Annotated in this window: 16 protein-coding genes and 1 pseudogene; 8 read left to right on the top strand and 9 right to left on the bottom strand. The window is 66.5% G+C overall.

Annotation, left to right across the window (positions count from 1 at the left end; all coding sequences use genetic code 11):
* Positions 1–6 precede the first annotated feature (6 nt).
* From GSE44_RS19525 to GSE44_RS19510, 4 genes are read left to right on the top strand one after another with little or no spacing between them, the layout of a single operon-like run.
* Positions 7–1,623: a hydantoinase B/oxoprolinase family protein gene (locus tag GSE44_RS19525; protein WP_159350513.1), complete on the top strand. Its 1,617-nt coding sequence runs from the start codon at positions 7–9 to the stop codon at positions 1,621–1,623.
* A complete protein-coding gene (locus GSE44_RS19520; RefSeq protein WP_159350512.1) occupies positions 1,620–3,725 on the top strand; it encodes a hydantoinase/oxoprolinase family protein in 2,106 nt (701 codons plus the stop codon). Before GSE44_RS19525 ends, GSE44_RS19520 begins: the two co-directional genes overlap by 4 nt.
* A complete protein-coding gene (locus GSE44_RS19515; protein WP_159350511.1) occupies positions 3,725–4,900 on the top strand; it encodes a CaiB/BaiF CoA transferase family protein in 1,176 nt (391 codons plus the stop codon). The genes GSE44_RS19520 and GSE44_RS19515 overlap by 1 nt, the downstream gene beginning before the upstream one ends.
* On the top strand, positions 4,897–5,685 hold the full coding sequence (locus GSE44_RS19510) for an enoyl-CoA hydratase-related protein (protein WP_159350510.1): 789 nt from the start codon (positions 4,897–4,899) through the stop codon (positions 5,683–5,685). Before GSE44_RS19515 ends, GSE44_RS19510 begins: the two co-directional genes overlap by 4 nt.
* A 10-nt stretch (positions 5,686–5,695) precedes the next feature.
* On the opposite strand, the gene GSE44_RS19505 is transcribed toward GSE44_RS19510, so the two are convergent.
* Genes GSE44_RS19505 through GSE44_RS19490 form a run of 4 tightly spaced genes read right to left on the bottom strand, consistent with a single transcriptional unit; the run spans position 5,696 to position 9,607 of the window.
* Positions 5,696–6,988: an amidase gene (locus GSE44_RS19505; protein ID WP_159350509.1), complete on the bottom strand. Its 1,293-nt coding sequence runs from the start codon at positions 6,986–6,988 to the stop codon at positions 5,696–5,698.
* A complete protein-coding gene (locus GSE44_RS19500) occupies positions 6,985–7,782 on the bottom strand; it encodes a maleate cis-trans isomerase family protein (RefSeq protein ID WP_159350508.1) in 798 nt (265 codons plus the stop codon). Before GSE44_RS19500 ends, GSE44_RS19505 begins: the two co-directional genes overlap by 4 nt.
* The gene (locus GSE44_RS19495; RefSeq protein WP_159350507.1) at positions 7,779–8,570 is read right to left on the bottom strand and encodes a creatininase family protein; all 792 of its coding nucleotides are present in this window, start codon (positions 8,568–8,570) and stop codon (positions 7,779–7,781) included. Before GSE44_RS19495 ends, GSE44_RS19500 begins: the two co-directional genes overlap by 4 nt.
* A 38-nt stretch (positions 8,571–8,608) precedes the next feature.
* Positions 8,609–9,607 (bottom strand): tripartite tricarboxylate transporter substrate binding protein, encoded by a 999-nt coding sequence (locus tag GSE44_RS19490; protein WP_159350506.1) that lies wholly within the window; start codon positions 9,605–9,607, stop codon positions 8,609–8,611.
* 230 nt (positions 9,608–9,837) lie between these two features.
* Between GSE44_RS19490 and GSE44_RS19485 the strand changes: the two genes are divergently transcribed.
* Positions 9,838–10,722: a LysR family transcriptional regulator gene (locus GSE44_RS19485; protein ID WP_159350505.1), complete on the top strand. Its 885-nt coding sequence runs from the start codon at positions 9,838–9,840 to the stop codon at positions 10,720–10,722.
* Between the two features lie 437 nt (positions 10,723–11,159).
* Here the strand turns inward: GSE44_RS19485 and GSE44_RS19480 are convergent, their stop codons facing one another.
* Both GSE44_RS19480 and GSE44_RS19475 read right to left on the bottom strand, forming a co-directional pair.
* Positions 11,160–12,182 (bottom strand): LLM class flavin-dependent oxidoreductase, encoded by a 1,023-nt coding sequence (locus GSE44_RS19480; RefSeq protein ID WP_159350504.1) that lies wholly within the window; start codon positions 12,180–12,182, stop codon positions 11,160–11,162.
* Between the two features lie 62 nt (positions 12,183–12,244).
* Positions 12,245–13,744 carry a M81 family metallopeptidase gene (locus GSE44_RS19475; protein WP_159350503.1) on the bottom strand — a complete coding sequence of 500 codons (1,500 nt, stop codon included), beginning with the start codon at positions 13,742–13,744 and terminating at the stop codon, positions 12,245–12,247.
* Positions 13,745–13,967: 223 nt separating this feature from the next.
* Here GSE44_RS19475 and GSE44_RS25820 point away from each other — a divergent pair.
* The 3 genes and pseudogenes from GSE44_RS25820 to GSE44_RS19460 form a co-directional block, all read left to right on the top strand.
* Positions 13,968–14,811 (top strand): annotated as a pseudogene (locus tag GSE44_RS25820) (transposase); the annotation flags it as partial.
* A gap of 262 nt (positions 14,812–15,073) precedes the next feature.
* Positions 15,074–17,074, top strand: a complete 2,001-nt coding sequence (locus GSE44_RS19465) for a PHA/PHB synthase family protein (RefSeq protein ID WP_159350501.1) — start codon at positions 15,074–15,076, stop codon at positions 17,072–17,074.
* A 20-nt stretch (positions 17,075–17,094) separates the two neighbouring features.
* On the top strand, positions 17,095–17,352 hold the full coding sequence (locus GSE44_RS19460) for a DUF6489 family protein (RefSeq protein WP_159350500.1): 258 nt from the start codon (positions 17,095–17,097) through the stop codon (positions 17,350–17,352).
* A 102-nt stretch (positions 17,353–17,454) separates the two neighbouring features.
* Here GSE44_RS19460 and GSE44_RS19455 read toward each other — a convergent pair whose 3' ends face one another.
* From GSE44_RS19455 to GSE44_RS19445, 3 genes are read right to left on the bottom strand one after another with little or no spacing between them, the layout of a single operon-like run.
* Complete coding sequence (locus tag GSE44_RS19455) at positions 17,455–18,333, bottom strand: 3-hydroxyacyl-CoA dehydrogenase (RefSeq protein ID WP_268893671.1); 879 nt, start codon at positions 18,331–18,333, stop codon at positions 17,455–17,457.
* A 28-nt stretch (positions 18,334–18,361) separates the two neighbouring features.
* Positions 18,362–19,063, bottom strand: coding sequence for an SDR family NAD(P)-dependent oxidoreductase (locus GSE44_RS19450; protein WP_159350499.1), 702 nt, complete (start codon positions 19,061–19,063; stop codon positions 18,362–18,364).
* 16 nt (positions 19,064–19,079) lie between these two features.
* Positions 19,080–20,075 carry a Bug family tripartite tricarboxylate transporter substrate binding protein gene (locus tag GSE44_RS19445; RefSeq protein WP_159350498.1) on the bottom strand — a complete coding sequence of 332 codons (996 nt, stop codon included), beginning with the start codon at positions 20,073–20,075 and terminating at the stop codon, positions 19,080–19,082.
* Positions 20,076–20,163 lie beyond the last annotated feature (88 nt).

Here is a 20,163-nt window from a genome sequence, read left to right as displayed (position 1 = left end):
GTTTCCATGACGACCTTCGACCCCGTTACGCTCGAGCTGCTCTGGACCCGCCTCGTCTCCATCGTGGACGAGGCGGCGGCGGCGCTACTTCGAACCTCCTTCTCCACCATCGTCCGGGAATCGCATGACTTCGCCTGCGTGCTAACCGATGCGCGCGGCCATTCACTGGTGCAGGCCACGGACGGTGTGCCTTCTTTCCTGTGCACCGTGCCGCGCACGATCGGCCATTTCCTGGCCGAGTACCCGCCGGAGACGCTGGAGGAAGGGGATATCCTCATCACCAATGACATCTGGCTTGGCACCGGGCACCTGCCGGACATCACGGTGGCCAAGCCCATCATGCTCGGCGGACGTCTGCTTGGCTTCGCCGGTTCGGTTGCTCATGCGCCGGACATCGGCGGCCGCATTCGCACGGCGGAGTCGCGGGAGGTCTTCGAGGAGGGATTGCAGATCCCGATCATGAAGGTGGTCCGCGCCGGAACGATCGACGAGACCTTCGTGAAGTTCCTGCGCAAGAATACCCGCGTGCCGGACCAGACCATGGGTGACCTCTACGCCCAGTTCACGGCGTTGGACCTGATGGAGCGGCGGCTCCGCACCCTCCTGGCCGAGCATGGGCTCGATGACCTGGTGGCGCTGGCGGACGAGATTCATGCACGCTCGGAGAAGGCGACCCGCGCCGCGATCCGCGCCGTGCCGGACGGCACCTACCACGCGGAGGTCGTGACTGATGGGCTTGAGCAACCCATCCGCCTCAAGCTGGCGCTGAAGAAGCAGGGCGATAGCATCCTGGCCGATTACGAAGGCACGGACCCGCAGGTCCCGCGCGGCATCAATGTCTGCCTAGCCTATACCCTCGCCTATACGGCCTTCGCGGTGAAGGCGGCGCTGTGCCCGGAGGTGCCGAACAATGAGGGCGCCTTCCGCCCCATCACGGTCTCCGCGCCACGAGGCTGCATCCTGAACTCCACACCGCCCGCGGCCGGTGCCAACCGCGCGCTGACCGGGCACTTCATCCCGCCGATGATTTTGGAGGCCCTGGCGGAGGCGATTCCGGAACGGGTGATCGCCGGCGTCGGCTCGCCGCTCTGGAGCCTGAACTTCGCGGGCACGCGGCCCGACGGCTCCCCCATCGCCAACCAGTTCTTCATGAACGGTGGTTACGGCGCGGCGGCGGGGCATGACGGGGCTAACGTCCTCTCCTGGCCATCGAACGTCTCCGCCGCACCAGTGGAGATGATCGAGCAAGGCAATCCCTTCCGCATCCGCCACCGGCGCCTGCGGACAGGCACCGGCGGAGCCGGCGCGCATCGCGGCGGCACAGGGCAGGAATGGGCCTTCGAGAGCCGCTCCACCACGCCGGTCGCCATCACCTTCATGGCCGAGCGGACGAAGCCCGAGGCCGCCGCACGTGGCCTTGCAGGCGGCGGGGCAGGGGAGCCGGGCGCCGTGCTGATCGATGGCGAGGTGGTGGACCCGAAGCGGCAGCACATCCTCAATCCGGGCAGCACGGTTGAGTTGCGAACCCCCGGAGGCGGCGGCTTCGGCCCTCCCTCGCAGCGCGATACCCTCTTCGCCCAGCGGGATCACGAAGACGGCTTGGTCACGGAGATGCCGGCATGAGCGCCCTGGCCATCGACATCGGCGGCACCTTCACGGACATCGTGCTCTATGACGACACGACCGGCCGCTTCGCCGCCCACAAGGAGCTGACCACCCCCGCCGATCCAGCCATGGGCGTGGTGGCTGGAATCCGGCACCTCTTCGCGCAGGAAGGAACGGATGCCGCCGGGGTGACGCGCGTGGTCCATGCGACGACGCTGTTCACCAACGCCCTGATCGAGCGCCGCGGCGCGCCGACGGGACTCATCACCACCGCCGGCTTCCGCGACACACTCGAGATCGGGCATGAGCGGAAGTACGAGCTCTACGACCTTCATTTGCCTCTGCCGCAGCCCCTGGTCCGCCGTGCACTCCGGCTCGAGGCGGTTGAGAGACTGGCACCGGACGGGGCGGTCGAAATCCCCCTGGACGCGGCCAGCGTCCTGGCCGCGGCCGAGAGGCTTGTGGCGCAGGGGGTCGAGTCCATCGCCATCGCCTTCCTGCACGCCTATGCGAACCCTGCCCATGAGCAGGACGCGGCGCGGCTTGTGGCGGAGCGCCACCCCTCGGTGATCCTGTCCCTCTCCAGCGACGTCGCCCCGCAGATCCGCGAGTTCGACCGAACCTCCACTACGGTGGCCAATGCCTATGTGAAGCCGCTGGCGGAGAAGTACCTGAACCGCCTCTCCGGCGATCTGGCTGCGCTGGGGATCACCGCCCCGCTCTTCATGATGCTGTCCAATGGCGGCCTGACCCATGTGGACGAGGCGAAGCGCGTGCCTGTGCAGCTGCTGGAAAGCGGCCCAGCCGCTGGCGCGCTCTCGGCCGCCTTCTTCGGCGAGCGCTCCGGCTGCCGAGACCTGCTGGCCTTCGATCTCGGTGGCACCACGGCCAAGCTGGCATTGGTGCATGGGGGCGAGCCCCTGGTGGTCCATAAGTTTGAGGCGGGGCGGGAACGCCGCTTCACCTCCGGCAGTGGCGTGCCGCTGACCATTTCCACGATCGAGCTGATCGAGATTGGGGCAGGCGGCGGCTCCATCGCGGCCCATGACGCGCTGGGGCTGCTGAAGGTCGGCCCGCGCAGCGCCAGCTCCGTACCCGGCCCGGCCTGCTACGCCCGTGGCGGGACGGAGCCCACCGTCACCGACGGCAACCTGCTGCTCGGCTATCTCGATGCGGAGACCTTTGCCGGCGGGACGATGAAGCTCAGCATGGAGGCTGCGCGAAGCGCGGTCGGCGCCCTGGCCTCCAAGGCCGGGCTGGACGTACCGCAGACCGCTGCCGGCATCCATGCCGTGGTGAACGAGACCATGGCCGCCGCCGCCCGCGTTCACGTGGCGGAGCAGGGGCATGATCCGCGGGACTTTGCGCTGCTGGTCACGGGCGGAGGCGGCCCGCTGCATGGCTGCGAACTGGCGCGGCGGTTGGGAATCACGCAGGTGATCTGCCCGCCCGGTGCAGGCGTCGCTTCCGCCCTGGGCCTGCTGCTGGCCCCGGCGCGGGTGGATCGCGTAGCCACAATCTCGCGCCGGCTGGACGGAATGGACTGGCCCACACTGGAGGAGGCCTATGCGAAGCTGGAGTCGGAAGCCCGCGCCGTTATCGCCGCAACCATCGGGGAGGGAACGCGGCCCATCCTGCGACGCGCCGCCGACCTTCGCTTTGTCGGCCAGGGCTATGAGCTGATCACCGAACTGCCACCCGGGCCCTATGACGCCCGCATGGAGGCGGCGATCCGCGAGGCCTTCCTGTCAGGCTATGAACGCGTCTTTTCCCGCAGGCCGGCCGTGGCGGCCATCGAGATCATCAACATCCGGGTTTCGGCCACCGGGAGCACGGCCGGGAGCAGCCTGGATCCGGAGGTTCCGAAGGCCGCGCAGGGTGACCCGCGCACCGGCACCCGTCAGGCGCGGTTCGGCCAGGCCGAATATGAGGTGCCGGTCCTGGATCGGCGCCGCCTGGCGGCCGGCACGGAGATCACCGGCCCTGCCATCGTCGAGGAAGCCATGTCCACGCTGCTCATCCCGCCTGGCGCCCGCGCCATGGTGGAGGCGGGCGGCAACATCGCCATCCACCTGGCCCAGCCCGCCACCGCCATGGCGCCCGAGCGCGAGACCGCCTGATGACCCTGCCGCTCTCCCACATCAAGGTGCTGGACCTCACCCGCGTCCGGTCCGGTCCCACCTGCGTGCGCCAGCTCGCCGATTGGGGCGCCGACTGCATCAAGATCGAGGCGCCGGATGAGATCGACACGGGCAAGGGTATGGGCGGCGCCCGCAATGGCCCGGATTACCAGCATGTCCATCGCAACAAGCGCAGCATCACGGTGAACCTGAAGCACCCTCAGGGGCTTGCGGCCTTTCGCCGCCTGGTGGCGCAGGCCGATGTCGTGGTGGAAAACTACCGCCCCGACGTGAAGGACCGGTTGGGCATCGGCTACGAGGCGCTGGCCGCGATGAACCCGCGCATCGTGCTCGGCTCCATCTCCGGCTTCGGCCAGGAGGGCCCCTATGCGCGGCGGCCAGGCTTCGACCAGATCGCGCAGGGCATGGGGGGCCTGATGTCCGTGACGGGCCTGCCCGGCCAGGGGCCGGTTCGGGTCGGCATCCCTGTCGCGGACCTCACCTCGGGCCTGTTCTGTGCGATCGGCATCCTGATCGCCCTGCTGGAGCGGGAGAGGACAGGCAAGGGCCGTTGGGTGCACACCTCGCTGCTCGAGGCGATGATCGCCATGATGGACTTCCAGGCCACTCGCTGGACGATGGCGCGGGAGGTGCCGCAGCAAGCCGGCAATGACCACCCGACCACGGTGCCCACAGGGCTGTTCCACACGGCGGACGGTGTGATCAATCTTGCGGCCGGCGGGGATGAGATGTGGCGCCGGATCGTGGAGACGCTGGATATCGGGGAGGAGGCCCAGGCCCCGGAGCTGGCGACGGAAGCTGCGCGCTCGGCGAACAGGGCGAAGGTGAATGCCGTGCTCCAGGCGAAGCTGCTGCAGGACACGGCGGAGAGTTGGATCGAGCGGCTGAACAAGGCCGGCGTGCCGACCGGGCCAGTTTATTCCATGGATCAGGTCTTCGCCGACCGGCAGGTGCAGCACCTTGGCCTGAGCTTCCCGGTCCGGCACCCGAGGCTTGGGGAGATCAACCTCGTGCGCACGCCTATCCAGATGCCGGGCGTGACGAACCCGAGGCGTCCCACACCCGACAGGGGCGAGCATACGGATTCCGTCCTGGCGGAGTTTGGCTTCACTCCGGAGGAAGTGGCGGCATTGCGGGCGGAGAAGGCACTGTGACCGCCCTCATCCGCTTCGAGGTGGCGGACGGCGTCGCGCGGCTGACACTCGACAATCCCCGCCGGCTGAACGCCATCAACGCGGAGATGTGGCAAGCCCTGCCCGGCTTGCTCGCCCGCGTCGCGGAGGATCCTTCCATCCGGGTCCTGGTCCTCGCCGGCAGTGGCGATCGCGCCTTCTGCACCGGAAACGATATCAGCGAGTTTGACACCATCCGCGCCGATCCTCAGGCTGCGGAGCGCTACAACGCCTGGCAGCGAGCGGTCGCGACTGCGCTTCAGACACTTGAGAAGCCGGTATTGGCGGCGCTCCACGGCTACTGCCTCGGGGCCGGCTTCGAATTCGCCCTGATGTCCGACTTCCGGCTTTGCGCGGCGGATACGCGCATCGGCATCCCAGCCGCCCGCCTTGGCCTGCCCTACAGGCTGGAGGACATTGAGAAGGTCGTGGACGTTGTCGGCCTTGCCCGCGCACGGGAGATGGTGCTGCTCGGGCGCCAGTATGCGGGAGAGGAGGTGCTCTCCCTCGGCATTGCCCAGCAACTCCTCCCGGACCTCCCGGCGCTCGACACGGCGGTTGCGGCGCTGGCACAGGAGTTGGCGGCCAACGCGCCCCTGAGCCTGCGGGCTGCCAAGATCGCCTTTCGAGAGCTCTCACGGCGGGGCGACCCTCCGGACCTGAAGCAGGTCAAGGCGGCGGAGGATGCCTGTTATGCGAGCGCCGACTATGCCGAAGGCCGGCGCGCTAGGCTGGAGAAGCGGAGTCCGGTCTTCACAGGCCGCTGAGGAAGGCGCTTCAGCCCAAGGCCTGGCGCATCCACTCCGCCCAGCGCAGGGCCGCCGCGTCGGTGCCGGGTGCGGTGACGATCTGGACCCCGAGTGGCAGGCCATGGGGACCGAACCCGGCCGGGACGCTGACCGCGGGGGCGTGCAGGGCGGTCCAAAGCAGGTTGAAGGCCGGATCGCCGCTCCACCCGAGGCCCTCTGGCGCCTCGCCGACGGCGGCGGGGGTGAGAACGGCGTCATAGTCCGAAATCGCGCCGGGGAAGGCCGCACGGGCAGCGACGAAGGTATCACGCGCCGCCATCAAGACCTCTGGCGGCTCTGCGCGGGCTCCTGTCAGCCGGTCACGTAGAATCTGGGACATGCGGTCGGCATGCGTCGCCAGCTCCCAGGCCAGCGCCTGGGCGCCTTCCATGTTCATCACCACCGGGTGCGCCTTGGCCGCGGCGGCGACAATCTCGGGCATCTCGCCGCGGGTGACGCGGGCGCCGGCACGGCTGGCGGCCTCCGCCGCCCTCTCCATCAGCTCCAAGGTCTCGGGAGCGGCCTGGGCGGCGGTGGGACCCATGCAGAGCAGCAGGTGCGGTGCGCGGTCAGGCCTGGCCTCCGGGTTTCCGAGGTCCCGGCCCGTGATCCCGCCGATCATGAGCGCGGCGTCGCCCACCGTCCGCGTCAGTGCGCCGATCGTGTCCAGGCTTTCACTCATCACCTTCATGCCGGCACGATGAATGGCGCCATGGCTCGGCATGTAGCCGACAATGCCGCAATAGGCGGCGGGACGGAGGATGCTGCCCGCCGTCTGTGTACCATAGCCGAGCGGGAAGAAATGGGCCGCGACCCCCGCAGCGGATCCTGAGGAGGAGCCGCCCGGCGTGTGCTTGCGGTTTACCGGGTTCGTGGTGGGACCCGGCTCGCGAGTGGCGAACTCCGTCGTCACGGTCTTGCCGATGATCACGGCGCCGGCCCTGCGCGCCATGGCGACGGCGGCCGAGTCCGCCCGGGGCACGAAGCCTGCCCAGATTGGCGAACCATAAGCCGAGGGCATGCCAGCGACGTCCAGCACGTCCTTCACACCCAGCGGTAGCCCGTGCAGGGGACCGGAGTTGGCGCCGGAAGAGGCGAGGCGATCCGCCTCCCGCGCCGCCTCCATCGCAGTCCCCGGGTCCATATGGGTGAAGGCACGCAGGCTCGGCTCCCGCGACCGGATGCGCTCGAGATGCGCCTCCATCACGGCGGCGGCTGTGAGCTGGCCCGAGCGAATGCGCCGCACGAGTTCGGTGGCGGGGAGAAGGCTGGGATCGCTCATGCGGCTTTGGTCTCGAACCTGTGGCCAGCCTCAGGGGAGGGCGGCAGGGTGGTGCATTCGCTGAGGAGGCGGCCGTAGCCGTCAACCCGGTCGGGGATGCCGGCCAGGCGAAGGGCATTCCAAAGGCAGGCCTGGTTGCTGGTGACCACGGGCTTGCCGAGGTCCTGTTCAATGCGCGTGATCATGCCGATGGAAGCGAGATTGGTGCAGGAGATAAAGATGGCCTCCGCCTCCGGACGGTCCACGAGCCGAGCCATGCGATAGACATGCTCCGGCGGCACGCGCCCGATCGCCCGGCGCTCCGCCTGCGTCTCGCCAAGCCGCAGGCCGTGAAGGGAGGTGACCTCGAAGCCGCGCCGCTGCAGGAACTCTCGCTCTGCCTCGTTGATGAAGTCGACATAGGGTGTGGCCACCGCAACCCGGCGCACGCCCAGCGCCCGGAGCGCGGTCACGACGGCGCCGGCCGTGGCAATGGTGCGGATGCCGGTCCGGCCCTCTATGTCCGCCACTATCTCCTCCAGCGGGCACACGATGGAACCGGAGGTGCAGCCATAGGCGATAACGTCCACCTCGGCAGTCGCCAAGTCCTCTGCGCAGCGCATTCCGGCTTCGCGCAGGCGCTGGAAATAGGCTTCGCTGAATTCGCCGGTGGAGGTGGCACGGGCAGAGTGCACCGTGACGCCCTCCGGAACCATCCGCCAGAACTCCGTCTCGTTGATGGTGTTGGTGGAGGGGATGATCAGGCCGATCCGCGCCCGCCATGCATAGGGGCTGTAGTCCGCAACCGGCTTCATGCCGGCACCCCGCTCGGCGGTGTCATGACCGAGTAGATCGAGACTGCTTCGGCACCGTAGGCGACGGCGTTCTCCCAGATTGTCTTTCCCTTCTCCGCTGTGGAGGGCAGCGGGTCGTCCCGCAGGCCCATGGGGGAGTCATCGGCCATGTTGGCGAAGTTGATGAAGTGCGAGCCGCCAAAGGCGATCTTGTTGCCCGAGAGGGCCCGCACCTTGTCATGCGGCGAAGGCGAGATCACGGGCGGCTTTGCCCGGTCCATGAAAACCAATTCGGGGCAGAGATGCAGGGCGACGGAAGTCACCATCTCCGCGGCATGGGCTGTCGGCGCTGAGGTCGTCTCGAATTTGATGCCGCCCACGTCGCGCATGACGGAGAAGACGTCGATCAGCGCACCCATGGTGCCGTGCCTCCTCCGTAGCTCACGGCTTACGCCCTCTAGCGGACCGAGCGACCCGTTGTGCACATTGATAAAGAAGAAGCGCTTGAAGCCTTGCCCCGCCAGTCCGTCGCAGGCATCCAGCAAGTATCGCTCCAGCGTTGCCATATCGACGGAGCAGGTGCCGGGATAATCCAGGAACATATGCGAGTAGTTGAAGGGCACGACCGGCACGACGGCGATGCCGGCACGCTCGCCGATCTCGGTCGCATAGGCCTCGCAGATGCGGAGCTCCGTCCCCGTGGCGAGGTGAGGGCCATAGCATTCGGTGGCGCCGATGGGGACGATTACCGTGTCCTTCGTTTGCAGATAGGCCCGGATATCGGCATAGGGCACGCGGTCAGTGCGCATTCAGCGTTCCTTGATGGTGTGGAGGGTGGCCGGCACGGTCACTTCCAGGGATGGGTCGCCCAGAGGGCCCGCAGATCCGCTTCCAGCTTCCTCAGATGCGCGGCATAGGCAGCGGAGGTCATGACCCGGATGGGCAGGGACGAGGAGGCCATGACGGCGGCGAAGTCAGGATCTGCCACCATCTTGTCGACGCCGGCTGACAGCGCCGCAGTGGCCTCGGGCGAGATCCCCGCAGGGGCGCCCAGGCCGCGCTGGGACCCGACCTCCACCTGGACGCCGGCCTCCTTAAAGGTTGGCAACTCGGGCATGTCGGTCAGCCTCTCCGGCGCCATGACGCCAAGTGTGCGCCAGTCCGCCTTGCCCTTGGCGAAGGCGACGCTCTCGGCAAAGGTTGTCGTCGCGACGTCGATCTGGCCGCCGAGCAGCGCCGTAGCGACACCGGAGGCGCCCTGGAAGGGAACGTGCTCCGCGTTGATGCCAGCCGCGCGGGCGAGGGACAGCATGGCGATGTGGCCAACGGCGCCGATGCCAGCTGTGCCGTAGGTCAGTTCACCGTTCCGATCCTTGGCGGCGGCGATGAAGTCTCGGATTGACCGAATGGGGCTGGAAGAACGGACCGAGATAGTGACGGGGTCGTCCGCCAGGTTGGCGATAAGGGAGAAGCTGCTGAGCGTGAAGCGGGGTTGCGCCCGCTCGATGGGAATGGCGAGGATGTTGGGTGCGTTCAGCAGGCCGAGCGTGTAGCCGTCCGGCCTCGCATCGGCGACAGCTCCCCAACCGATCTCGCCGCCGGCGCCTGGTCGGTTGACCACCACGAAGCCCCGCCCTCCCATATGCTTGTCGAGGAAACGCGCGGCGATGCGTGCCGTCAGGTCCACGCCGCCGCCGGGCGTGAAGGGAACAATGATCTCCACCGGACGCTCTGGCCAGGCAGCCGCACGCGCACGGCCGGCCAGGAAGGGCGCGGCGGCCAGTGCGCCAAGCTTTCGCCGCGTGAGGCGGCCGGTCGTGAGCGTCGCTTCGGCAGACTTCGGCATTGCGCGGTTCCTTCGGCGCAAAGCGCCCTGGAGTGGCCATGAACCGTGTCACTGGCATCGGCGAGCGTTCCCCCGCCTTTAATCCCTTGCCCGTCAGCGGGGCGTCCTTCGCGACCGTCGCGTTGCGCTCCGCCTGATCCTGATCTTTCGACACGCTGCCTCATGCTTGCAAATGATATAAAATCCTGATCCCATAATTTTCTTGCATGGGACGGTGCGGGGGAGCCTTGATGAAGCTGCAGCGCCTTCGTGCTTTGCGCGCCATCATGAAAACCGGCTCGGTCACGCGGGCGGCGGACGCCATGAACCTCACCCAGCCTGCAGTGAGCCGTCTGATCGGCGGGTTGGAGGAAGATGTCGGCTTTGCGCTTTTCGTGCGGGAACAGGGGCGGCTGCTGCCTACCAGCGAGGGGGAGCTATTCTTTCAGCGTGTGGAGCACGTGCTGGCCGGCGTGGATGACTTGGCGCGCATTGCCCAGGAGATCGGATCACACCGGCAAGGATCACTGGTCCTGCTCTGCACGCCTCAGGCTGGCTACACGATCTTCCCGGAGGCAATTGGCCGCTTCACCAAGCGCTACCCAAACATTCGGGTCGACCTGCACATCGTGCAGCGGAGCGAGGTTGGTCATGCCGCGCGTGCCACGCCCTACGACATGGGATTCACGGTCGTCCCGTTCGACAACCCGAACCTGTCGGTCCGCCGTACCTTCACGATACCCGCGACGGCTGTTGTCCCCGCGTGCCACCGTTTGGCAGGGCGGTCATCGCTCACCATCCGGGACTTTGCGGGCGAGGATCTCGTTATGCTCACGCGCGACAATTCCATTCGCGGGAAGCTCGAACTTGAGTTTGCAAAGGCGGGGATCACCTATCACATAAGAATGGAGACTTCTTCCCCGATCGTCGCTTGCAAGCTTGTCGCTCAAGGTATGGGCTTGGCTGTCGTTGATCCCTTCAGCCCAATGATGGCGCAGGCCGATACAGTCGTGGCAGTTCCGCTCAAGGGTGCCATTGACCTGACCTACGGGTTCTTCTTTCCTGAGAACAAGCCGATTTCCCGGCTCAGCGATGACTTCATGGAAATCGTAACGGGCCTTGTCAAAGCGGCCTAACGCGTCGGGCAACCTCCAGAACGTGCTCCTGACTATTTGGGCGAGGGCAGGCTCGGGAGTGCGGACCCAGCCGGGTGCTCCGGCCGCTAATGCCAATCGGGCCAGATCCGCACGGGAGGCACAGAAGAAGTGCTCCCGGATGTTGCCTGCGCTCACATTGGGATCATGGAACATGCGGTATCCCGCAGCCACGGGAGGACTCGCTTGGAAATCCGGTATCTTGCGGGGAGGTCGGGAGGAAAGAGCCGATTTCTAGAACACATGTACGCGGTGGCTGGTAAATCCCAACTTCGAATCAGAACAGCGACATAGCCTGATAGTCCGGCGTCCATCGGCGCTGTGCTTCGGCGCTGTCGTCGCATCCCAGTGTGACAGGTTCAGAGTGGCTACGCCGGGCATGTCTTCTGGAAGCGACGTTAGCCGCCGGATGTACCAGATCAGCGCCACTCCAACGCCGGAGCGACGTGCTTCAGAATGCCCTCGATGACGTGGGCGCAATACTCGACGCCAAGTTGGTTCGGGATGGTCAGGAGGAGGGTGTCTGCCTCAGCGATCGCCTCGTCGGTGCGGAGTTGCTCAACGAGGGTGTCGGGCTCGGCGGCGTAGCCACGGCCGAAGATTGCGCGGGTGTTCTCGTCAAGGACGCCGACCTGGTCCTGCTCCTTGCCGCCACGGCCGAAGTAGGTGCGGTCGCGGTCATCGAGCAGCGGGAAGATGCTGCGGCTTACCGAGACGCGGGGAGGACGGGCATGGCCGGCTTCCTCCCAGGCAGCGTGGTAAGCGCGGATCTGCTTGGCCTGCTGGATGTGGAAGGGCTCGCTGGTCTCGTCGTCCTTGAGCGTGGAGCTCTGCAGGTTCATGCCCTGCTGCGCCGCCCAAACCGCCGTGGCGTTGGAGCCGGAGCCCCACCAGATGCGGTCCCGCAGGCTTTCCGAATGGGGTTCGAGGCGCAGCAGGCCCGGTGGGTTGGGGAACATCGGGCGTGGGTTCGGCTGGGCGAAGCCTTGGCCGCGCAGCACCTCCAGAAAGACTTTGGCGTGGCGGCGGCCCATATCCGCGTCGGTCTCGCCCTCTGCCGGCGCGTAGCCGAAATGGCGCCAGCCATCGATCACCTGCTCGGGCGAGCCTCGGCTGAGGCCGAGCTGCAGGCGGCCGCCGCTGATGAGGTCGGCGGCGCCGGCATCCTCGGCCATGTAGAGCGGGTTCTCGTAGCGCATGTCGATGACAGCGGTGCCGAGCTCGATGCGGCTGGTCTTTGCGCCCATGGCGGCGAGGAGAGGGAAGGGGGAGGCAAGTTGGCGGGCGAAGTGGTGGACACGAATATGAGCGCCGTCCGCGCCCAGCTCCTCCGCTGCGACGGCGAGGTCGATGGATTGCAGCAGGGCGTCGGCGGCCGAGCGGGTGCCGGAATTCGGCGAGGGCGTCCAATGGCCAAAGGAGAGGAAGCCAATCTTCTTCATGGTGGGGGTGGTCCAGCTGGGCGGAATGCGATCCGCCGGGAGTGGTGAGATCTCACGGACCGTCAGGGCTGAACCGTGAACGCCGGTTGTCCGTATGGATAGTAGTCCGTCAACGTCAGGTTCTCATAGGTCAGGCCATCTAGGCGAACCGTGCCAAGGAATGGCTGTGGGGGTTCCACGAGGAGGATCGTGCGGGCGAAGCCGCTGTCGTCGAAGCCACGGCGGAAATGCACGCGCGATTTGATCGCGATGACGTCGAAATCGCCAGGCTTCAGGCCCATGGCCCAGAGTTCGGACGGCTCAAGAATCTGTGTCAGGAAGGGGCTAATGACCAGAACATTGCCATGGCCGAAGCCTATGCAGGCCCAGCTGAGTCCGCCGCCTGTAGCACGCCCCGACGTCTCCGTCCCGATGGTCAAAACCGTTCCGGAGATCCGCACGGGATTGCCCGCTGATACGTCAACCCGGCCACCGACCTCCATGTCGAACGCATCTCCGGGTCTGGCACCGCTGGCGGCCAGGGCCTTGAGGACATCTGGCGACGCGATCGTCGCGATCAGCGTGCGCTCTAGTTGCTGGTCGACGATCTCCCGGAAGAGCCAAGTTGCGTAGCCAGAGCGGTCGCTGTGATCTGCCAGCACGACGGGTACTTGGCCAGCTCTGACAGCCGCCTTGGCCTGCGTTACACCATCTGCGATCAGGAGCACGCGGGTGGAGTTCAGCAGCGCCTCGCGCTTGCGCCAGGCAGTCTCACCCATGTCGCGTGCCACGCGCTCTGCCATCGCAGGGTCGCCGTTGGTTATCACCTGGAAGGTCATGCCGGCATCCGGGACATCGGCCCAGGGGAAGCCGAAGAAGACGTTGACGAACACGTCCGGCTCCCGTGCTTCCCAGGCCAGGGCACGCTGGATGAGATCGGACCATGGGGGTGCGCCAGTCCATTGCACACCCGTCGGGGAAATGATCGGAACGTTAACGGTCGCAGCCGTCGGTCGGAATTTGCCCCTAATGGCGCGCACAAGCATACGGGCGGCGCGCTCGCCCTGCAGGTGCATGTCGTAGTGGGGGTAGTACTTGACCGTAAAGGCCATGTCCGCGTGCTGGAAGAACGTCTCGTCCTCATTACCGTGCGGGTCGAATGTTGCCGCAATGAAGGCGTCGCGGCCAACCACCTCCCTGACACGCTGGGCGATGTCAGCCTCAGGGCGTGGGACACCACGCACGGCCATCGCGCCGTGAAGTGCCAGGTAGACACCGTCAAGCTTCGGCTGGGCCTTCAGCTCCGTGATCATGGTGCCAAGGAAGTGCTCGTAGGCGTCCTGGGTAACCCACCCCGAACCTGATCCAGTCCGTGGCCACAGAGGGGAGGTGATTCCAACCAGTTCAACGTCATCATACTCACGAGCCACTTGGACAAAGCCGCCCATGTACCCCTTGGGGTCGGTCCGGAGCAGATCCTCCCCAGATGCGGGGGACCCGGGGTAGATGAAATCCTCGCGCGTCGTGTCGTAAGGGAGGAAGGTGACTGTCTCATGCATGAACTGCAAAACGGCGATGCGCATCGGCCACCCTTCCGAGGTACTCTGGAACGGTATTCGCACCCCAGCCAAGGTCAAGGCCCGTGCCTAATATCTCGCATGAAGGCTGTAGAAGCCTGTTCCGTAATCGAGTTCGATGACGGCCCACTGCCTGGTGCGGTTGGTCCTTGGTCCTGCCCCTCGAAGCAGGTCCGTCGGGAACGCAACTTTTTCGGGCTTTCTGAACTCCTGAGGATGGGGAGGTGCCGTGAAGCGGAAGCGGTACTCAGAGGAGCAGATCGTCTCTGGCCTAGGACAGGTGGAGAGCGGGACGCCGGTAGAGGAGATCTTCCGCAAGATCGGCCTCTCGGAGCCGAGCTTCTCTTCCTGGAAGAAGCCGTTTGCGGGGATGGGGACGGCCGGGATTCGGCGGTTCAAGCAGTTGTTGAGTGAGGCCGCGTAGCGGACGAACAAGGCCAAACTCAAGCGGCTTGTCGCGGACATGAGCCTGGACAGGACCATGCTGCAGGACGTGCTGCGTAGAAAATGGTGAGGCCCGCCTTGCGCCGGGAGGTGGAGCGCCATCTGCAGGGCGCCTAGGCCATTGGCGAGCGACGAGCGGCGGGCCTGCCACGTCACGGGGTTCCGTCGCTCGTCGCAGCGCTAGCGCTCACGGCGGGATCCGCAGACCGAGCTGCGGATACGGCTGCGGGACCTCGCCGCCAACCGGGTTCGCTACGGGCACCGGCGACTGCATATCCTGCTCAGACACGGGGGAGGCCTGTGGACCACAAGCGCACATACCGGCTCTACGCCGAGGAAGGGGTCACTATCCGGACCAAGCTGCCTCGCCGCAAGCGCGCCTGGCGCTACCAGGCCGGCAGGCCAGGCGCTTCGGCGCCAAACGAGATTCGGCCCACGAACTTCGCCTTGGATCAGCTGTTCAATGGCCACCCGATCCGCATCCTGGCTGTACTGGACGCCCACGCGCGAGAGGCGCTCTTGATCGTACCGGAGTGCCTTTCCGGGCCATTGACGTGGTACAGGAACTCGATCCACTGGCGCACGATCGAGGTCGGACAAAGACGCTGAATGTTGATAACGGGCCGGAAGGCTTCCGCGAGGAGAACAAAGTCTATCCGGCTCGTCCGTTCACTGCGCCGGTGGTAGAGTCCCACTTTGGCGCTCATGCACAACTAATTCCGAAGCAACTCGGTCCGCTGTGCGTTTGAGGGGATGTGCGTCCTTGGCGCGCATAGCCCAGCAACGGAGTGATCCAGCTGAGCCGGGTCATCGCGACCCCCAGGATGCCAGTCGCAGGCCAGCACACCGTCTTGCGCCGTCAGCGGAAGACAGCACCCAGGGAGAAGCGCCATGCCGGATGGCAAGAAGGTCGGAGAAGAGGCACTCCCTGAGATCCCTGCTGATCCTGATGGGGGGAAAACGGGGGAAGGGGCGTTCGCACTCCAGAATGGCCAGGGGCTGCCTACCCCTGATGCATTGTTCAACCTCTGGGCGTCTTGGATGAAGACGATGTCGGAGGCCGGCCAGCCCTGGGCGGGTGGGGGTCTGTGGCGGCCAATGCATGGTGTTCATCCGGCCGGGGCAATGTTCGGTACCGCCGCAAGGGAACTCGGTGCTCAATTTGCAAAGGATCCGGTCCTGCGTTCGGTCGACCGCATGTGGAACGCCAACCCAATGCGAGACGTGGTTCCGGTCGACTGGGCGGAGGTGGCGCGGGCGTTGCGGATGGTCTGGCTCCGCAGCCTGAGCCGCCCAGCCGATGCGATGGCCTCCGCCGCCAGGCTCAACGCCGATCTCTGGCGCTCGTCACTCGAGGCCTGGAGCCAGACTGCGCAGCGCTGGCTGGGGGCCGCCGAGCCCCCCACGACAGGGCCGACGGCCAGGCCGGCCGACAAGCGCTTCGCCGCGCCCGAATGGCACAGCAACCCGGTATACCGCACGCTGAAGGAAGCCTACCTGCTCGCCTCGGACTGGCTTCTCCAGCAAGGCGAGGCGGATGGACTGGATGAGGCGGAACGGCAGCGACTCACCTTCCATCTGCGCCAGTTCGTGGATGCGATGAGCCCCTCCCTGCTACTCTTTTCCAATCCCACCGCCCTGCGGCGAGCCATCGAAACCGGCGGGGGCAGCCTGGCGGATGGAGCACGTAACCTCCTTAAGGACCTGCGTGCTGGGCGCCTGAGCCTGGTGGATACGGACGCCTTCGCGCCCGGGCGCAACCTTGCCCTCTCTCCAGGCAAGGTTGTGCACCGCAACGAACTGATGGAGCTGATCCAATACGCTCCCACGGGTGGCAAGGTCCACAAGACGCCGCTGCTGATCCTGCCGCCCTGGATCAACAAGTACTACATCCTCGACCTGCAGCCGAAGAACAGCATGGTGCGATATTTGACGGAGCAGGGCTTCACCGTGTTCATGGTATCCTGGAAAAACCCGGATGCCTCAATGGATGGCATCACCATTGAAGACTACATGGATCTCGGTCCGCTAGAGGCCAGCGAAGTGGTGCGCGAGATCACGCGGAGCCCCACTGTCAACGTTATGGGCTATTGTATCGGCGGCACGTTGCTGGCGATGACGCTTGCCTGGCTGGCCGCGAAGGGCGACGAACGCTTTGGCTCGGCGACCTTCATGGTGTCCTTGCAAGATTTCTCAAGGGTTGGTGACACCGCGGTCTTCATGGGTGACGAGTCCATCGACCTGATCGAGCAGCAGATGATGGAACGCGGCTATCTCGACAGTCGCGAGATGTCGAACATGTTCAACCTCCTGCGTTCCAATGACCTGATCTGGGCGAATGTCGTCAACAACTACCTCATGGGCGAGAAGCCCGCGGCTTTCGACCTCCTGTACTGGAACAGCGACGGGACGCGGATGACCCGTGCGGCCCATAGCTGGTACTTGCGCAACACCTATCGTGAGAACAGGCTGATCGTGCCGGGCGGGATCGAGCTGAAAGGCGAGGCTATCGACCTTGGCCGCATTCAGCAGGACATTTATGCCGTGGGGGCGGAGAGGGACCACATTGTCCCTTGGGACGCAGCTTGGCGCGTCACGCAGCTCGTTGGCGGTAAGGTACGCTACGTGCTTGCATCCAGCGGCCACATTGCGGGCGTCATCAACCCGCTGGGCGGCAAGGGCAGCTACTGGACCCAGGCGCCGGGAGTGCCCGCTGCTCCCACGGCCGAGGCATGGAGGCGGGATGCGGTAGGGCATGAAGGCAGCTGGTGGAGCGACTGGAGCGCATGGCTCCGTGAACACTCCGGTCCCAGGGCTGCACCACCGCCGATGGGCAGCGCCGCGCATCCGGCACTGGAGGATGCCCCCGGCCGCTATGTGCTGGAGAAATAGAAGCGAACGGAGGTAAAGTCATGAAGTGTACGATCGAGGTCGACTGTACCCCGGAGGAAGCCCGGCACTTCTTCGGCCTTCCCGATGTGAAGCCGCTGCAGGACGCGGCCATGGCGAAGATCGGGCAGCAGATGAACGACGCCATCGCGAATCTCACGCCGGAGGCGATGCTCCGGACCTGGCTTCCGCTGGCTCCGTGGACGCCCGCCCAGATGCAGGAAGCCATGTCCAGCATGTCCAAGGCCCCGTTCGGCGCAAGGCCGCGTGAGGACTCCTGAGGCAGCCGCGGGGGAGGCCGGGCCTTCGCCACGGCTGGCCGGCGGGAGCGGCGCACAGCGCATCCGCCGCAGCCTATTCCTGCCGGGCCTTCAACGCGGCCATCAAGGCCCGGTCGCGCCATGCCACCCGTCACTCCCAGTTCTCGGCAGGCAGGAGGGCGCGGCGCTCCCGTTCCAGCTGAGCGACCAACTCGGGGTCCAGGGGTCATTCTGCCCACTCTCGGCACACATGCGGGCATAGGACGGCCCCATCCTTTCCGCATGGGCGGCGATGCCGCCCCGCGTGTTCAGATCCGCCGTCTCGAAGGGACCGATATGTGACCAGCGGCGGCCGTGGCCATCACGCACCACCTTATCCACATCTTCCACCGAGGCGACGCCATCGCGGACGAGGCAGTAGGCTTCTCGCAGCAACGCGCCCTGCAGCCGATTGAAGATGAAGCCCTCCACCTCCCGCCGGACGTGGACGGGCGAGAGGCCCGCGCGGGCGAAGAGCGCCGCGGCACGCGCCGCAGCCACCTCCTCCGTGAAGGGCGCGGGCACGATCTCCACCACCGGGATCAGGTATGGAGGATTGCCGGGATGCGCGACCAGGCAGCGTGCGCGCCCCGGCAGACCTGCCGCGAAGGCGGAGGCCGGAAGAAAGGAGGAAGAACTGGCCAGTACGGCCTCAGGCGGCACGAGCCGGTCCAACTCGGCGAAAAGATCCCGCTTCAGCTCCACGCGTTCCGGCGCGCATTCCTGCGCATGCTGCGCGTCCTTCGCCGCTGCCTCCAGCTCGTCGAGGACGGTGACGCGATCGAGGATGGCATCCACGGGCTCGCCGAGTAGGCTATAGACGTCGAGATCGAGCAGACGGGTCCGGACCTCGCCAGTCCCGGCGGCTGGCCGCGCGGCATCGGGATCCCGGACCCGCACAGGCAGGCCGGCGCGGGCGAAGACCAGTGCGAAGGCGACACCGATGCTTCCCCCGCCGGCAATCGCGACGGGCGCTTTTTCGGGGGGCCGCTTATGCGCCGGCAGCTCCCACGGTCATGCCGCCGCAGACATAGAGCGCTTGGCCGGTAACGAAGCCGCTGCGTGCATCCAGCAGGAAGGCGACGGCATTAGCGACGTCCTCGGGCGTGCCAAGGCGGCGCACCGGAACGGCCTCGATGATTGCGCGGGTGCGCGGGCTGTTATGTGGATTGGCGCGATCGAACAACTCGGTCCGGATGGGGCCAGGACCAACCGCATTGGCGGTGATGCCATGCTCGCCCAATTCCAGCGCCCAGACCTTGGCCATCCCGATCAGCCCGGCCTTGGTCGCGGCATAGACGGTGCGCAGTTCCTTCCCCAGCGCCGCGCGGGAGGCCATGTTCACGATGCGCCCGAAGCCGGCCTCCTTCATCCCGGGCAGGAGGGCCTGCGCGCATTGCATCGTGCAGCGCAGGTTCAGCGAGACAACGAGATCGAGATCGGCCAGCGTCTGCTCCTCCAGCGGGCCGGGGCGCACGGCGCCGACATTGTTCACAAGGCGCGTGATGGGGCCGCCGCGCAGCGCTTCCTCAAGCGCGCGTGCCGTCTGCTCCGGATCGGAGAGGTCGGCGCGGATGAAGCCCTCTCCCTCGCGGTCGATCACCACCGGCTCGTAGCCCTCGGAGCGGCAGCGCTCGGCCACCGCGCGCCCGATGCCCGATGCGCCACCTGTAATCAGCACACGTTCCGTCATCACATCCGCCGTCTCGTCAGTCGGGCCGAACCTTGGCGCGGCGGATCACCTCCGTCCAGCGCGTGATCTCGGCGTCGATCAGGCGCTGGAACTCCTCGGGGCTATCGCCCACGGGCTCGCCGCCCAACTCCGCGATCTTGGCGCGAGTTGCCGGCTCCGTCACGGCCGCATGGATCTCTGTGGCAAGCCGCTCGATGATGGGGCGCGGCGTGCGGGCCGGGGCCTGGATGCCGAACCATGCCACCGTTTCGACGCCTGGCAGGCCGGCCTCCCGCACCGTCGGCACATCAGGCAGCGAGGGGCTGCGCTTGGGACTTGTCACCGCCAGGGCGCGGAGCCGCCCGCCCTGGATATGGCCCATGGAGGAAGGAAGGTTGTCGATGGCCATATCGACGCGGCCGGCGATCGCATCGGTCAGCATCGGGCCGGAGCCGCGATAGGGCACATGGATCAGGTCGATCCCCGCCTCGGCCTTGAGCAACTCGCCCGTCAGATGCAGGCTCGAGCCGTTGCCGGAGCTGCCATAGGTGAGGCCGCCCGCGTTGCTCTTCGCGCGGGTGACGAGGTCCTGCAGAGTGCGCGTGGGGGAGCCGGCATGCACGGTCAGGACATTCGGCACATTCGATACGTTGGAGACAGCGGCGAGGTCCGCCGGCTTGTAGGTGATGCTGTCTTTATAGAGCTCGTAGTTGATGGCGGCCGTGCCAATGGTGGCCATCAGCAGCGTGTAGCCATCCGGATCCGCCTTGGCGACCACGTCGGAGCCGATGCTGCCGCCGGCGCCGCCCCGGTTTTCTACAACGAAGGTCGCGCCCAGGCGCTGCTGCAGGCGTTCCGCCAGGATGCGGGCGAGCAGGTCCGTGGTGCCGCCGGCCGGGAAGGGCACGATGAGGCGAACCGGGCGTGACGGCCAAGCCGCGCCCTGGGCGCCGGCGGGCTTCGGAAGGAGGCTGCCGCTGGCGGCCAGGAGGGCAGCGCCGCCCAGGGCCCGGCGCCGGGTCATGTTGTGCATCGACGCTTGCTCCCGACAGAGTTTTAGAAACGCTTCCCGGAGCCGTGTCGCGTTGCCCAATTTGACAAACCTGCGATCACGATGCGCT

The sequence above is a fragment of the Muricoccus harenae genome, from assembly GCF_009848505.1.
Taxonomy (GTDB): domain Bacteria; phylum Pseudomonadota; class Alphaproteobacteria; order Acetobacterales; family Acetobacteraceae; genus Roseomonas; species Roseomonas harenae.
Note: the sequence above shows the minus strand (reverse complement) of the source record. Positions and strands in the feature narration are given on the sequence as shown.

Bases quoted from the DNA above. Each gene is read 5' to 3' on its own strand.
- GSE44_RS19480 (WP_159350504.1), bottom strand. From the start codon at position 12,182: ATGAAGAAGATTGGCTTCCTCTCCTTTGGCCATTGGACGCCCTCGCCG.
- GSE44_RS19450 (WP_159350499.1), bottom strand. From the start codon at position 19,063: ATGACGGAACGTGTGCTGATTACAGGTGGCGCATCGGGCATCGGGCGC.
- GSE44_RS19500 (WP_159350508.1), bottom strand. From the start codon at position 7,782: ATGAAGCCGGTTGCGGACTACAGCCCCTATGCATGGCGGGCGCGGATC.
- GSE44_RS19460 (WP_159350500.1), top strand. From the start codon at position 17,095: ATGAAGTGTACGATCGAGGTCGACTGTACCCCGGAGGAAGCCCGGCAC.
- GSE44_RS19465 (WP_159350501.1), top strand. From the start codon at position 15,074: ATGCCGGATGGCAAGAAGGTCGGAGAAGAGGCACTCCCTGAGATCCCT.
- GSE44_RS19505 (WP_159350509.1), bottom strand. From the start codon at position 6,988: ATGAGCGATCCCAGCCTTCTCCCCGCCACCGAACTCGTGCGGCGCATT.
- GSE44_RS19515 (WP_159350511.1), top strand. From the start codon at position 3,725: ATGACCCTGCCGCTCTCCCACATCAAGGTGCTGGACCTCACCCGCGTC.
- GSE44_RS19525 (WP_159350513.1), top strand. From the start codon at position 7: ATGACGACCTTCGACCCCGTTACGCTCGAGCTGCTCTGGACCCGCCTC.
- GSE44_RS19495 (WP_159350507.1), bottom strand. From the start codon at position 8,570: ATGCGCACTGACCGCGTGCCCTATGCCGATATCCGGGCCTATCTGCAA.
- GSE44_RS19520 (WP_159350512.1), top strand. From the start codon at position 1,620: ATGAGCGCCCTGGCCATCGACATCGGCGGCACCTTCACGGACATCGTG.
- GSE44_RS19490 (WP_159350506.1), bottom strand. From the start codon at position 9,607: ATGCCGAAGTCTGCCGAAGCGACGCTCACGACCGGCCGCCTCACGCGG.
- GSE44_RS19445 (WP_159350498.1), bottom strand. From the start codon at position 20,075: ATGCACAACATGACCCGGCGCCGGGCCCTGGGCGGCGCTGCCCTCCTG.
- GSE44_RS19475 (WP_159350503.1), bottom strand. From the start codon at position 13,744: ATGCGCATCGCCGTTTTGCAGTTCATGCATGAGACAGTCACCTTCCTC.
- GSE44_RS19485 (WP_159350505.1), top strand. From the start codon at position 9,838: ATGAAGCTGCAGCGCCTTCGTGCTTTGCGCGCCATCATGAAAACCGGC.